Raw genomic sequence first — 14,386 nt, forward strand, 5'->3', positions numbered from 1 at the left:
CACTTTACGAGGCGCGGCCAAGGGGCCGCGAGGCGCATGACCACGACGTACGAAAGCCCGTTTGCAGCCCTGTTCCAGGACGATCCCGATCCGGCCGAGACCCAGGAGTGGATCGACTCGGTCAGCGCCGTCATCCAGAACGACGGCCCGGAGCGTGCCCACCAGCTGCTGCAGGGCATGGTCGAGGTCACCCGCCGCGCCGGCGCCCACCTGCCGTTCGCCCCCACCACCGAGTACATCAACACCATCCCGCCGCACATGGAGGCCAAGAGCCCCGGTGACCACGCGCTGGAATGGAAGATCCGCTCGATCATCCGCTGGAACGCCATGGCCATGGTGGTCCGCGCCAACCGCAAGCCGGGCGACCTGGGCGGGCACATCGCCAGCTTCGCCTCCGGCGCGACCCTGTACGACGTGGGCTTCAACCACTTCTGGCGCGCCCCGTCCGAGGACCACCCGGGCGACCTGTTGTACATCCAGGGCCACAGCTCGCCGGGCATCTACGCCCGCTCGTTCCTGGAAGGCCGCATCACCGAGGAGCAGCTGGACTGCTTCCGCATGGAGACCGGCGGCAAGGGCCTGCCGTCCTATCCGCACCCGTGGCTGATGCCCGACTACTGGCAGACCCCGACCGTCTCCATGGGGCTGGGCCCGATCGCCGCCATCTACCAGGCGCGCAACTGGAAGTACCTGGAGGCCCGCGGCCTCATGCCGAAGACCGACCGAAAGGTCTGGTGCTTCCTGGGCGACGGCGAGACCGACGAGCCCGAGTCCCTGGGCGCGATCTCGGTGGCCGGCCGCGAGGGCCTGGACAACCTGGTCTTCGTCATCAACTGCAACCTGCAGCGCCTGGACGGCCCGGTGCGCGGCAACGGCAAGATCATCCAGGAGCTGGAAGGCGTGTTCCGCGGCGCCGGCTGGAACGTGATCAAGAACATCTGGGGCAGCTACTGGGACCCGCTGCTGGCCCGTGACACCAGCGGCAAGCTGCGCCAGCTGATGATGGAAACCGTCGACGGCGAGTACCAGAACTGCAAGGCCTTCGGCGGCGCGTACACCCGCGAGAACTTCTTCGGCAAGTACCCGGAGACCGCGCAGCTGGTCGCCAACCTCAGCGACGAGGACGTCTGGCGCCTCAACCGTGGCGGCCACGACCCGCACAAGGTCTACGCCGCCTACCACCAGGCGGTGCGTACCGAGGGCATGCCGACGGTGATCCTGGCCAAGACCGTCAAGGGCTACGGCATGGGCGCCTCGGGCGAGGCGCTGAACCCGACCCACCAGACCAAGAAGATGGACGACGAGGCGGTGCGGCTGTTCCGCGACCGCTTCAACCTGCCCATCAGCGACAAGCAGCTGGCCGACGGCCAGGTGCCGTTCTACCACCCGGGCGAGGACTCCGAGGAAGTCCAGTACATGAAGGAGCGCCGCCGCGCGCTGGGTGGCTACCTGCCGCAGCGCCGGCGCAAGGCCAGCGAGAGCCTGAAGGTGCCGGAGCTGTCGACCTACGAGCGCCTGCTCAAGGGCACCGGCGACCGCGAAATCAGCACCACCATGGCCTTCGTGCAGGCGATGAACATCACCCTGCGCGACAAGCAGGTGGGCCCGCGCATCGTGCCGATCGTCGCCGACGAGGCGCGCACCTTCGGCATGGAGGGCATGTTCCGGCAGATCGGCATCTACGCCCCGCACGGCCAGAAGTACAAGCCGGTCGACCGCGACCAGCTGATGTACTACCGCGAGGACCAGTCCGGGCAGGTGCTGCAGGAAGGCATCACCGAGGCCGGCGCCTTCGCCAGCTGGATGGCGGCGGCGACCAGCTACTCGACCAACGACCTGCAGCTGCTGCCCTGCTACATCTACTACTCGATGTTCGGCTTCCAGCGCGTCGGCGACGCCGCCTGGCAAGCCGGCGACATGCGCGCCCGCGGCTTCCTGCTGGGCGGCACCGCCGGCCGGACCACGCTCAACGGCGAGGGCCTGCAGCACGAGGACGGCCAGAGCCAGATCCAGGCCGGCCTGATCCCCAACGTGCGCAGCTACGACCCGACCTTCAGCTACGAGGTCGTCACCCTGTTCCAGCACGGCATGAAGCGCATGCTCGAGGACCAGGTCGACGAGTACTGGTACCTGACCCTGATGAACGAGAACTACCCCCACCCGGAGATGCCCGAGGGCAGCGCCGAGGGGATCATCAAGGGCATGTACCTGCTGAAGGACGGCGGCAAGCCGAAGAAGGGCGAGATGCGCGTCCAGCTGATGGGCAGCGGCACCATCCTCAACGAGGTGATCGCCGCCGCCGGGCTGCTGGAGAAGGACTTCGGCGTCACCGCCGACATCTGGTCCTGCCCGAGCTTCAACGAGCTGGCCCGCGACGGCAACGCCGCCGTCCGCGAGCAGGCCCGCAACCCGGAAGCGAAGGACCCGCGCAAGCCGTACGTGACGCAGCTGCTGGAGGGCCGCCAGGGTCCGGCGATTGCAGCGACCGACTACGTGCGCCTGTTCGCCGAGCAGATCCGCGCCTTCGTCCCGATGCGCTACACCGTGCTGGGCACCGACGGCTACGGCCGCTCCGACACCCGCGCCAACCTGCGCGCGCACTTCGAGGTCGACCGCTACCACGTCGCCCACGCCGCGATCGTGGCGCTTGCCGCGGAGGGCAAGATGACGCCGAAGGACGTGGCGCGGGCGATCAAGGAGTACGGCATCGACACCGACAAGCCGAATCCGCTGCTGGCGTAACCGCCCTTCCCCCTCTCCCGCTCGCGGGAGAGGGCCGGGGTGAGGGCCTGCGTAAAAGCCCAGGTGACGAAAGGCGGCCACAAGGCCGCCTTTCTCCTTGCGCCCCCGCACCCCGGACCCACCTTCCGGCACGGTGCACCGCGCACGCCCCTTGTGCATGATCGGCCTTCCCGGGAACCCATCCCCGCCGAACGCCAGAGGTCACCATGCGCCGCACCCTCGCCGTATCCGCCCTGTCCCTCGCCCTGCTGGCCGCGTACCCGTCGCTGGCGCTGGCGGACGCCCAGGCTGTCTCCCAGCAGGCCGCCACGAGCCAGGGCGAAGCCGAAGCCACCTCCGAAACCGCACGCCTGAACGCCTGGTTCGAGCGCAAGTACGAGGAGCAGCTGCAGTTCAGCCCGATCCGCATGACCTTCCTCGGGCGCAAGGACCGGTACTCCGAGCTCGACGACATGTCCCGTGCCGCTGCCGAGCGCCAGCTCGCCTGGGGCCGGGCCGCGCTGGAGGAGATGAAGTCCAGCTTCGACTACGACGCGTTGACCCCGGACGCGAAGCTGTCGTGGGACCTGTTCGAGTACCAGGTGGAGTCGGGCGAGTCCGCCTTCCGCTTCGCCGATCACCAGTACCCGTTCGAGCAGATGGGCGGCATGCAGTCGACGCTGCCGACTTTCATGATCGGCTTCCACAAGGTGGAGGACGAGTCCGACTACGAGGCCTACATCGCCCGGCTGCGCGAGGCACCGCGCGCCTTCGGGCAGCTGATGGACCACGTGCGCCGCTCGGCCGAACTGGGCATCCGTCCGCCGCGGTTCGCCCATGAAGGGGTGATCGAGCAGGGCAGCAAGGTCATCACCGGCGCACCCTTCACCGAAGGGGAGGACAGCGCGCTGTGGGCGGACGCACAGGCCAAGGCGGATGCGCTGGTGGAAGCCGGCAAGATCGACGGGGACCGTGCGGGCGAGCTGAAGGAACAGGCGCGCGCGGCGCTGCTGGAGGCGGTCAAGCCGGCCTATGACGAGGTCATCGGCTGGTTCCAGGCCGACCTGCCGAACGCGCTCGAGAATCCGTCCGGCGTCGGCACGACCCATCCCAACGGCATGGCCTATTACGCCGAGCGGCTGCGTGCCTCGACCACCACCGACCTCACGCCCGACGAAGTCCACCAGATCGGGCTGGACGAGGTCGAGCGCCTGCGCGGGGAGATGGAGGCGCTGAAGGAGCGCGTCGGCTTCGAGGGCGACCTGAAGGCGTTCTTCGAGTTCGTCCGCACCGACCCGCAGTTCAAGTACCCCAACACCGACGAGGGGCGGCAGGCCTACATCGACGACGCCACCGCCGCCATCGAGACCATCAAGGAGCAGCTGCCCAACTACTTCGGCCTGCTGCCCAAGGCGGACCTGGTGGTCAAGCGCGTGGAGCCGTTCCGGGAGGTCGACGGCGCGGCGCAGCACTACTACCCGAGCACCCCGGACGGATCGCGCCCCGGCATCTACTACGCGCACCTGTCCGACATGGACGCGATGCCGAAGACCGAACTGGAGGTCATCGCCTACCACGAGGGGCTGCCGGGCCATCACATGCAGATCGCCATCGCGCAGGAGCTGGAGGGCGTGCCGGAGTTCCGCAAGCAGGCCATGTTCAGCGCCTACTCCGAGGGCTGGGGCCTGTACTCGGAGTGGCTGGCCCGCGAGATGCCCGGCACCTACACCGACCCGTACTCCGAGTACGGCCGCCTGACCTCGGAGATGTGGCGCGCGATCCGGCTGGTGGTCGACACCGGCCTGCACGCCAAGGGCTGGACCCAGGACCAGGCAGTGGAGTACTTCGCGCAGAACAGCTCGATCCCGCTGCCGGCGATCGAGGCCGAGGTGCGTCGTTACATCACCTGGCCGGGCCAGGCGACCAGCTACAAGATCGGCATGATCAAGATCCAGGAGCTGCGTGCCCGGGCCGAGCGCGAGCTGGGGGACGCGTTCGACATCCGCGCCTTCCACGACGCGGTGCTGGGCGGCGGCGCGATGCCGCTGACCCTGCTGGAGCGCCGGATCGACCAGTGGATCGCGGAGCAGAAGCAGGCCTGATACCGCCGCAACCGGAACATCAACGGGCCCGGCGCACTGGATCGTTCCACGCCGGGCCCTTCGCTTCGCCTCCACGGCCCCTATGCTGGTGTGATCGCATTCAGCTGCCCGCAAGGAGGTGCCGCATGGCCGTCACACCCGACCGCCCACATCATCTGGTGGCGGTACATCCGTTACATGCCTTTTTCACCGCGGGCATGGTCCCGCTGTTCCTCGGTGCGCTGATCACCGACTGGACCTACGCGAACTCGTACCACATCCAGTGGAGCAACTTCTCCTCTTGGCTGATCGTCGGGGGGATGGTGCTGTGCGGCATCGTCCTGGTGCTCTCGATCGTGGACCTGGTCCGGCACCGCGCCGGCCGCTCGGTGCTGTACTTCCTGGTCGTGCTGGCGACCTTCGTGCTGGGCTTCATCAACGCCCTGGTCCACGGCCAGGATGCCTGGGCGATCATGCCCGAGGCGCCGATCCTGTCGCTGATCGTGTTCGTGCTTGCCGCGGTCGCGGCATGGCTCGCCCTTTCCGGACGCCGCGTGGGAGGTGTGCGATGAACCGCCGCATCACTGTTTCCGCCCTTGCCGCCGCGGTCGTGCTGGCCGCCTGCGGGAGCGAACCGCCGCCGCCCAACTACGGCACCGACCCGGAACTGGGCGAGTACGAGCGCGGCCTGCTGCCGAGCATGGTCATCGCCAACCCGGCGGAGTGGGGCGACCGCATGCCGGTCGTGCCGGAAGGCTACGAAGTGTCCGCGATCGCGACCGACCTGCTGATCCCCCGGCAGACACTGGTGCTGCCCAACGGCGACATCCTGGTGGCCGAGGGCCGTGGCGGCAATGCGCCGAGACTCAAGCCCAAGGACGTGGTCGCCGGCCCGATCAAAGCCGCCGGGACCACCTCGGTGACGAGCGGCAATCGCCTCACCCTGCTGCGCGACGCCGACGGCGACGGCACCTATGAGCTGCAGACGGTCTTCGCCGACAACCTCAACGCGCCCTACGGCCTGGCGATGATCGACAATCGCATTTACGTGGCCAACCAGGACGCGCTGGTGCGCTTCGAGTACAACGAGGGCCAGACGCAGGCCAGCGGCCCGCCGGTGACCGTCACCGAGCTGCCTTCGGAGATCAACCACCACTGGACCAAGGCCATGACCGCGAGCGCCGATGGGCGCTACCTGTATGTGGGTATCGGGTCCAACAGCAACATCACCGAACGTGGCATGACTGCCGAGCAGGACCGCGCGGTGATCTGGCAGATCGATCCGCTCACCGGCATGCACCGCGAGTACGCCTCCGGCCTGCGCAACCCGACTGCGCTGACCATCCAGCCCGGCAGTGGCCAGTTGTGGGCGGTGGTCAACGAGCGCGACGAACTCGGCCCCAACCTGGTGCCCGATTACCTGACTGCGGTGCAGGAGGGCGGCTTCTATGGCTGGCCCTACAGCTACTGGGGCCAGAACCCCGACCCGCGGGTGATGCCGCAGGACGAGGAAAAGGTCGCCTCGGCGATCACCCCGGACTACGCCCTGGGCTCGCATACGGCGACGCTGGGCGTGGACTTCTCGGTCCCGGCGATGGGTCCGGAGTTCTCCGACGGGGTCTTCGTTGGCATGCACGGCAGCTGGAACCGCAGCGTGCCGGTCGGCTACAAGGTCGTGTTCGTCCCGTTCCGCAACGGTCGGCCGTACGGCGACCCGATCGATTTCGTGACCGGCTTCCGCGACGACGACAACACCTACGGCCGTCCGGTGGGCGTGACGGTGGATCCGCGTGGCGCGCTGATCGTCGCCGACGACCTGGCCAACATCATCTGGCGGGTGACCCCGACGCAGCCGTTCGACGTGCCGCAGGCGGAGGGTGCCGGCGATGCGGCCGCCGCCATAGGGCCGGGCGCGACAGGTGGCGATGCCGCGGAGCCCCGCGCGACGGACGCGGCGGAGCCGGCCAACGGCGAGGCTCGTGAAGCGTCGGCCGGGTCGGCCGGGACGTCCGACTGACCCACCTGCTCTGAGCAGGTTGCGCGCGCCCGGGCAAATGCCCGGGCGCTGCTTTTTGGCGTGGCCACGACGCGCCCCGGGAGAGGCGCCTCAGCGGCTTGCGAGTCCGTCGTGCGTCCGGATTGCGACGGGTCCCCTGCATGCATCGGGCGACGAAGAAGTACCGGTCCCCACGCAGAGCTGGACGTGCGCCAGGCCGGCAAGCTGCCGGCTGTCACCCGCGTCCAGGGCAAAGCTCCGCAACGGGCGCAGGCCGCAGGAAGCACCCGTCGTGCAGGCGCGCGGGTACACCGTGTAGTGGCAGCGCCCGCTGCTGCTGTGGACGCATTCGAAGTGTCCCACGCCGGCCTCCACCCGGGCCCGGCTGTGCAGCACCTCCGTGTCACCCCGGTGCAGCTGGTGGACGTAGTCGCCGCTGCCGAAATCGATCCCGGCCAGCGACAGCAGGAAGGCGCAGAGCGCAAGCAAGGTATTCATGGGGCACCCCGGGTCACATGTGCCGGAACAGCGCCATGAACGGCGCGCTGACCGGGAGGGTTTCGGGCCGGGACTTCAGCCGGACCGTGCCGCGTCCGCTGTCGTCGCGGACCACGCCCGCGATCGCCCGCATGTTGACGATCGTCGAGCGATGGATCTGCTTGAAGGTGTCGGGATCGAGCACGGGGAGCAGGTCCTTGATCGGCGTGCGCAGCAGCGCCTCGCCCTCGGCGGTGACGACGCTGGTGTACTTGTTGTCGGCCCGGAAGTAGGCGACCTCGTCAACCAGGATCAGTCGCGTCTCGCGACCGGCGCTGGCCGTGATCCAGGTCAGTGGCGGCGGTGCGTCGGCCGCCCGCGTGGCGAGTCCGGGGTGGGCGCCGAGGCGCTCGAGCAGCCCCGCCAGCGCGGCCGCCTCGTTGTTGCCGCTGCGTGCCTGCAGCCGGCCGATGGTGGCGGCCAGGCGGGCCGGCTTGATCGGCTTGAGCAGGTAGTCGACCGCGCCGCGTTCGAACGCATCGACCGCGTACTGGTCGTAGGCGGTGACGAACACGATCTGCGTCGACGGGCTCGCCTCGACCGCGGCCGCGGCGACCTCCAGCCCGCCCAGTCCTGGCATGCGGATGTCGAGGAAGGCAACGTCCGGCCGGTGCTCGGCGAGCGCCTCGACCGCGCTGGCGCCGTCCTCGCACTCGGCCACGATCCGCAGTTGCGGCCAGGCGCTGGCGAGTTGCCCGAGCAGTTCGGCGCGCAGCAGCGCCTCGTCCTCGGCGACGATGCAGGTCGGGGCGTGCTCAGGCATGGGAGGCCTCGCGGATGGTCCGTGCCGGCACCGAGAGGGTGGCCGCGACCCCGGCCGGGAAATTGGCCACCACCGAGAGCGAGGCGGCTCCGCCGAATGCCAGCCGCAGCCGCTCGCGGACGTTCTTCAGCCCGATGCCGGTCCCGCTGGTGCGGGTGTTGAAGCCCTCGCCATCGTCGGCAACCGTCACCGCCACCTGGCCGTCGCTGGCGCGGGCCCGGATCCAGACCGTGCCGCCGCCGGTGCGCGGCTCCAGGCCGTGCTTGATCGCATTCTCCACCAGGGTCTGCAGCATCATCGGCGGCAGCGGGGTGGCGCGCAGCGGCTCGGGGATGTCGACCTGCACGTCCAGGCGCGGGCCCATCCGGATCTTCAGGATCTCCAGGTAGGCGATCGCGCGCTCGAGCTCGGCGCCGAGGGTCGACATCGCCTCGTCCGCGCTGGGCAGGGAATGCCGCAGGTACTGGATCAGGTGCCCGAGCATCTCGTCGGCCCGCGCCGGGTCGCTGCGGGTCAGCAGCTGCGCGCTGGCCAGGGTGTTGTAGAGGAAGTGCGGCTCGACCTGGGCGTGCAGCAGGCTGAGCCGGGCAACCGTGAGCTCCTTCTCGGTCGCGGTCTGGGCGGCCTCGGCCTTTTCCCCCCGCCTGCGCTCGGCGACCCGGCGGGTGATGGCGCGGGTGATCGCCTCGGCGTTCTCGAAGTTGGTGGCATCGTCGACGAGGAACCAGTCGCTCCAGGCAGGGCTTTCCGGCTCGCAGATCAGGGTGACGCTGCCGCTGTCGTCGCCGGGCGTGACGGTGGCCAGGATCTGGTTGCGCGGCGTCCCGAACCACCAGAGCAACGGGTTCCAGCGGCCCAGCGAATGCTCGCCGTAGGTCCTCGGCCGGCCAACCCGAGCCCGCACCTGCAGGCTGTCGCGCGCGCTCTCGACTTCCTCGATGCGGGGCAGCTCCCGGATCGCGGCGTCGAGCAGGTCGAAGGCTTCGCCCGCCTCGAAGGGCACCTCGATCTGGCGGCGCTGCCGGTTGGCCAGCGTGGACCGGTCGATTCGCCCGGCGATCAGACGCACCCGGCCCAGGTGCGACAGGGCGCCCGCCACCACCAGCGCCATCGTGATCATGCCCGCCACCACGATCGGCCACTCGATCCAGCCGATCAGCGGCAGGTTCGACCACAGCGCCGCCACCAGGGCGATGCCGAGCATCCAGGCGATGGCGAGGCGCAGGACGAAGAAGCTGCTCTTGATCACGGCCGGGGGTCCCGAAGTTCGATTGCGGCCGAGAATAGCGAGCAGCGCGGTGTCCCGGGCGCCCGATCAGACGGGGCGCCGGATACGCCGACGAAACGCGTGTTTTGGCGACCAGCGGGTCGCGCGCGGTCAGTGCTTGGCGGTGGCGCCGTCGGTCTGTTCGCGGGCCAGGAACTGCTGGACCAGGGTCTGCTGGTGGCGGGCCAGCCAGTCGGCCATCGCCTCCTCTTCCGGGATGATCTGCCGGCACAGCTCGGCGGTCGCGCTGTCGCCGTACTGCTCGGCCGCGTACATGAGGTTGCGGTAGCTGATGATCTCCATGTGCTCGAAGGCGTACGCCATGCCCAGTCCCTTGACGACCTCGTCGCTCATCATCGCGTTGCCGCCGGCGTGCAGCGAGGCCATGGCGCTCGCCGCGGTGTCCTTGACGGAGGATGGGCTGGAGTCCATGGCCTCCAGCCGCGCCTCGATGCGGCGGGCCTGGTTGCGGGTTTCCTCGACATGCTGGTCGATGCGCTGGCGCAGCTCCGGGTAGTTCTCGATCCGGGAGGACAGGGCCTTGAGCATGGTCTCGGCCTCGGTTTCCATCGTGTGGGCATCGCGCAGCCATTGGGTGAGTCGTTCGGTCGCGGTCTTGTCCATGGGGGCTCCTTTCGTGGGGAACGACCATGCTGGCGTGGCCGGCGTTAAAGGCCCGGAGTGCGCGCGTGAAACCCCGCGGAGGGTAGGCTCGGGGCATGGCCGACGCGCGGCCGAGCGAGGCGCCCGCCCGATGCTGAAGATCGAACGCCTGCACAAGGGATATCCGACACCGCAGGGCATCCTGCCGGTCCTGCAGGGCGTGGATCTGGAACTTGTCCGGGGCGAGAGCCTGGCGCTGATGGGCGAGTCGGGCAGCGGCAAGAGCACGCTGCTGCACCTGGTCGCCGGGCTGGACCGCGCCGACCGCGGTGCGATCCTGGCCGACGGACAGGCGCTGCACGAAATGGACGAGCGCGGGCTGGCGCGGTGGCGGCGCTGCGGGATCGGGCTGATCTTCCAGCAGTTCAACCTGGTCGGCAGCCTGACGGTCGCCGACAACCTCGCCTTCCAGGCACGGCTGGCCGGGCGCCACGATCCGCGCTGGCAGGCCGAGCTGGTCGATCGGCTTGGGCTGGGGGCGCTGCTGGGGCGCTATCCGGAGCAGCTGTCCGGCGGGCAGCAGCAGCGCGTCGCCTTGGGGCGGGCGTTGGCCTCGCGGCCGCCGCTGGTGCTCGCCGACGAGCCGACCGGCAACCTGGACGAGGCGACCGCCGGCGAGGTGCTGGACCTCCTGCTGTCGCTGGTCGAGGGCAGCGGCGCCTCATTGTTGATGGTCACGCACAGTCCTGCCGTCGCCGCCCGGCTGCAGCGGACCGTGGTGCTGCGCGCCGGACGCGTGCACCCGGCCGCAGGCGCATCCGCGCCGTCGCCGCCATGAGCGTCCTGGGCTGGACCCTGCATGCGCTGGCCGGCCACTGGCACCGCCATCCGGTGCAGTTCTTCGGCCTGTTCACCGGCCTGTGGCTGGCGACCGCGCTGCTGACCGGGGTGCTGGCGATCAACGCGCAGGCGCGCGCCAGCTACGCCCTGGCCAGCGAACTGGTGGGCGGCACGCCGCACGCGCGCCTGGAGCCGGCCGATGGCCGACCGCTGCCGCGGGCCGCCTTCGGCGACCTGCGCCGGCAGGGGTGGCCGGTCTCGCCGGTGCTGGAGGGGCGTGTCCAGCTGGCCGAAGCGGGGCCGCGCCTGCGCATCCTCGGCGTCGAGCCCCTGAGCCTGCCCCCGGGGAGCGAAATGGCCGGCGAGTCACTCGGCGAGGCCGGCCTCGTCGACTTCATCAGCCCGCCGGGGCAGGCGTGGGTCGCGGCGCAGACGCTGGCCGACGCCGGACTGGAGGAAGGCGACGCTCCGATGCTCGACAACGGGGAGCGCCTGCCGCCGCTCCAGGTCCGCCCGGACATGGCACCGGGCACGGTGCTGGTCGATATCGGCGTGGCCGAACGGGTGCTGCAGGCCCGCGGCGAGATCACGCGGCTGCTGCTGCCCGCGGACGCCGAGGGCACGCTGCCCGCGCCGTGGAATACCCGCCTGCGCTGGGAGCGCAGTGGCGAAAACGAGCTCGACCGGCTCACCGGCAGCTTCCACCTCAACCTCACCGCCCTTGGCCTGCTGGCCTTTGCCGTCGGCCTGTTCATCGTGCACGCGGCGATCGGCCTGGCGCTGGAGCAGCGCCGGCCGCTGCTTCGCACCCTGCGTGCCAGTGGCGTGGAGGTCCGGGTGCTGCTGGCGGCGCTGGTGGCCGAGCTGGGCGTGCTGGCGGTGTTGGGCGGCCTCGCGGGGGTGGCCAGCGGCTACCTGATCGCCGGTGCGCTGCTGCCCGACGTCGCCGCAAGCCTGCGCGGGCTGTACGGCGCGGAGATCGGCGGGCAGCTGACGCTCAGCCCCGCGTGGTGGCTGGCCGGGCTGGGGCTGGCGCTGCTGGGCGCCCTGCTTGCCGGCGCGACCAGCCTGTGGCGGGCGGCGCGCCTGCCGCTGCTGGCGCTGGCCGGGAGCGAAGCCTGGGTGCAGGCGCACCGCGCGTGGCTGCTGCGGCAAGGCGCGGTGGCCGGGCTCGCGGCACTGGCGGCGCTGCTGGCGTGGGCCTTCGGTGACAGCCTGGCCAGCGGGTTCGTGCTGCTGGGCGGCGTGCTGCTCGCCGCCGCGCTCGCGCTGCCCTTGCTGCTCAACACACTGCTGCGCCTGCTGCCCGGCACGGGTCGATCCCCGCTCGCGGCCTGGTTCATCGCCGACGCGCGCCAGCAGCTTCCGGCGCTCAGCCTTGCGCTCATGGCCCTGCTGCTGGCGCTGGCGGCCAACGTCGGCGCCGGCAGCATGACCGAGGGCTTCCGCCAGACCTTCACCGGCTGGCTGGACCAGCGGCTTGCCGCCGAGCTGTACGTGCGCCCGCGCGACCAGGCCCAGGCGGACGCGGTGCTGGCGGCGCTGGAGGCGGAGCCGTCGGTGCGTGCCACTACCGCCGTGGTGGACCTGGAGCTGGACATCGCCGGCGGCCCGGTCGAGCTGGCCGGGATCCCGGACGACCCGCTGTACCGCCGGCACTGGCCGTTGCTGCAGGCGCGGGACGGTCCGTGGGACGCGCTGGCCGGGGGCGGCACGCTGATGCTGAGCGAGCAGCTCGCGCGGCGCCTCGGGGTGGGCCTGGGCGACACCGTCCGGCTGGCGACCCCGGCGGGTGAATGGCACCCGCGGGTGGTGGCCGTGTATGCCGACTACGGCAATCCCCGTGGCCACGTCCTCGCCGACATCGAGGAAGTGCGCCGGCGCTGGCCCGGCGTTCCGGTCACGCGCATCGCCGCCCGGGTGGCGCCGGAGCAGGTCGATGCGATCGCGGTCCGCCTGCAGCAGGATTTCGCACTGGGCGAGGATCGCGTGGTCGACCAGTCGCGGCTGAAGGGCTGGGCGACCCAGGTATTCGAACGCACCTTCACCGCCACCACCGCGCTCAATACGCTGACCCTGGGCGTCGCGGGCGTGGCGCTGTTCATCGCGCTGCTGACCCAGGCCGAGGGGCGCCTGGCACAGCTGGCGCCGCTCTGGGCGATGGGCGTGGAGCGCGCCCGGCTGATGCGGCTCAACGCCGGGCAGACGTGGCTGCTGGCCGGCCTGACGCTGGTGCTCGCACTGCCGCTGGGCATCCTGCTGGCGTGGTGCCTGGTGGCGGTTATCAACGTGCAGGCCTTCGGCTGGCGGCTGCCGCTGCGGGTGTTCCCGGCGCAGCTGCTGGAGCTGGCGGGCTGGGCGCTGCTTGCCACCTGGCTGGCGTCGGCATGGCCGTTGTGGAAGCTGTGGCGCAGCCGCCCGCTGGACCTGCTTGGAGTGTTCGCCAATGAGCGCTAGGGGGCGGATGCTGGCCGCGGTCCTGCTGCTGGCGGGGTGCGGCGGCGGGGAGCCTGCGGCGCCGGAAGGCTTCGCGGGCCTCGGGCGCACGAGCGACGAATACGCCCAGGTCGAACCCGGCCGGGAGTTCGTCTTCCCCGCCGACCACGGCGCCCACCCGGGCTTCCGCATCGAGTGGTGGTACGTCACCGCCAATCTCCGGGACGCGCAGGGGAACGACTACGGCACCCAGTGGACCCTGTTCCGCTACGGACTGCGCCCCGACGCGGACTCGCCCGGCTGGGACGACGGCAACATCTGGATGGGCCATGCCGGCGTCACCACCGCGGACGATCATCGGGCTGCAGAGCGCCTGGCCCGCGGCGGGGTGGGGCAGGCCGGCGCGGAGGCGGCCTCCTTTCGCGCCTGGATCGACGACTGGACCCTTGCCGGGCGGCCGGAAACCGGCATGCACGTGCGGGCCGGCGGCGACGGTTTCGCCTTCTCGCTGCAGCTCGCGTCGCGCGGCCCGCTGGTGCTGCAGGGCGACGGCGGCTTCAGCCTGAAGTCCCGCGACGGCCAGGCCTCGTACTACTACAGCCACCCCTTCCTGCATGCGAGCGGGGAACTGGAGATCGACGGGCGCCGGGTCGAGGTCAGCGGACCGGCGTGGATGGACCGGGAGTGGAGCAGCCAGCCGCTGGCCGGCGACCAGCTTGGCTGGGACTGGTTCTCCCTGCGCCTGGACGGGGGTGGGCGGCTGATGCTGTTCCAGCTGCGGCACGCCGGCGGCGGGCATTACCTCAGCGGCACCTGGATCGAGCCCGATGGCACCGCGACGGCGCTGGAGGCCGGCGACGTGCGACTGGAGGCCATTGCGCAGGCGACGGTCGCCGATCGCGACGTGCCGATCCACTGGACCCTGGCCATTCCGGCGCAGGACTTCGAAGTCGAGGTCTCCGCCCTCAACCCGGACGCCTGGATGGAGCTGGGCACCCCGTACTGGGAGGGCCCGGTACGGGTGCGGGGCAGCGCCTCCGGCGTGGGCTACCTGGAGATGACGGGCTACTGACGCGGTCTGCGGGGTGTGCGGACCATGGTCGTTCTCCGGGCGGGACGCCAGCATCCCGCCGGTGGTGTCC

General features: G+C 70.7%; 11 protein-coding genes. 7 read left to right on the plus strand and 4 right to left on the minus strand.

Annotated features, from left to right (window positions below; translation table 11 throughout):
- Positions 1-36 precede the first annotated feature (36 nt).
- From aceE to G545_RS14145, 4 genes are all read left to right on the plus strand, one after another.
- Positions 37-2,742 (plus strand): pyruvate dehydrogenase (acetyl-transferring), homodimeric type, encoded by a 2,706-nt coding sequence (gene aceE, locus G545_RS0108245; protein ID WP_052106633.1) that lies wholly within the window; start codon positions 37-39, stop codon positions 2,740-2,742.
- 206 nt (positions 2,743-2,948) lie between these two features.
- Positions 2,949-4,823: a DUF885 domain-containing protein gene (locus G545_RS0108250; protein ID WP_027069961.1), complete on the plus strand. Its 1,875-nt coding sequence runs from the start codon at positions 2,949-2,951 to the stop codon at positions 4,821-4,823.
- 125 nt (positions 4,824-4,948) lie between these two features.
- On the plus strand, positions 4,949-5,374 hold the full coding sequence (locus G545_RS0108255) for a DUF2231 domain-containing protein (RefSeq protein WP_027069962.1): 426 nt from the start codon (positions 4,949-4,951) through the stop codon (positions 5,372-5,374).
- Entirely contained in the window at positions 5,371-6,819 is a 1,449-nt protein-coding gene (locus tag G545_RS14145; protein WP_081677799.1) for a PQQ-dependent sugar dehydrogenase, read from the plus strand. The genes G545_RS0108255 and G545_RS14145 overlap by 4 nt, the downstream gene beginning before the upstream one ends.
- 90 nt (positions 6,820-6,909) lie before the next feature.
- On the opposite strand, the gene G545_RS14150 is transcribed toward G545_RS14145, so the two are convergent.
- The 4 genes from G545_RS14150 to G545_RS0108280 form a co-directional block, all read right to left on the minus strand.
- A complete protein-coding gene (locus G545_RS14150) occupies positions 6,910-7,296 on the minus strand; it encodes a hypothetical protein (RefSeq protein ID WP_036136614.1) in 387 nt (128 codons plus the stop codon).
- A gap of 13 nt (positions 7,297-7,309) precedes the next feature.
- On the minus strand, positions 7,310-8,098 hold the full coding sequence (locus tag G545_RS0108270; RefSeq protein ID WP_027069963.1) for a LytR/AlgR family response regulator transcription factor: 789 nt from the start codon (positions 8,096-8,098) through the stop codon (positions 7,310-7,312).
- On the minus strand, positions 8,091-9,347 hold the full coding sequence (locus G545_RS0108275) for a sensor histidine kinase (RefSeq protein WP_027069964.1): 1,257 nt from the start codon (positions 9,345-9,347) through the stop codon (positions 8,091-8,093). The genes G545_RS0108270 and G545_RS0108275 overlap by 8 nt, the downstream gene beginning before the upstream one ends.
- Positions 9,348-9,476: 129 nt before the next feature.
- Entirely contained in the window at positions 9,477-9,989 is a 513-nt protein-coding gene (locus tag G545_RS0108280) for a ferritin-like domain-containing protein (protein WP_027069965.1), read from the minus strand.
- Positions 9,990-10,119: 130 nt separating this feature from the next.
- Here G545_RS0108280 and G545_RS0108285 point away from each other — a divergent pair, with 130 nt between their 5' ends.
- Genes G545_RS0108285 through G545_RS0108295 form a run of 3 tightly spaced genes read left to right on the plus strand, consistent with a single transcriptional unit; the run spans position 10,120 to position 14,316 of the window.
- Positions 10,120-10,806 carry an ABC transporter ATP-binding protein gene (locus G545_RS0108285; protein ID WP_027069966.1) on the plus strand — a complete coding sequence of 229 codons (687 nt, stop codon included), beginning with the start codon at positions 10,120-10,122 and terminating at the stop codon, positions 10,804-10,806.
- The gene (locus tag G545_RS0108290; RefSeq protein WP_027069967.1) at positions 10,803-13,265 is read left to right on the plus strand and encodes an ABC transporter permease; all 2,463 of its coding nucleotides are present in this window, start codon (positions 10,803-10,805) and stop codon (positions 13,263-13,265) included. Before G545_RS0108285 ends, G545_RS0108290 begins: the two co-directional genes overlap by 4 nt.
- A complete protein-coding gene (locus G545_RS0108295; RefSeq protein WP_027069968.1) occupies positions 13,255-14,316 on the plus strand; it encodes a lipocalin-like domain-containing protein in 1,062 nt (353 codons plus the stop codon). The genes G545_RS0108290 and G545_RS0108295 overlap by 11 nt, the downstream gene beginning before the upstream one ends.
- Positions 14,317-14,386: the final 70 nt, after the last annotated feature.

Source organism: Lysobacter defluvii IMMIB APB-9 = DSM 18482, from assembly GCF_000423325.1.
GTDB lineage: Bacteria > Pseudomonadota > Gammaproteobacteria > Xanthomonadales > Xanthomonadaceae > Novilysobacter > Novilysobacter defluvii.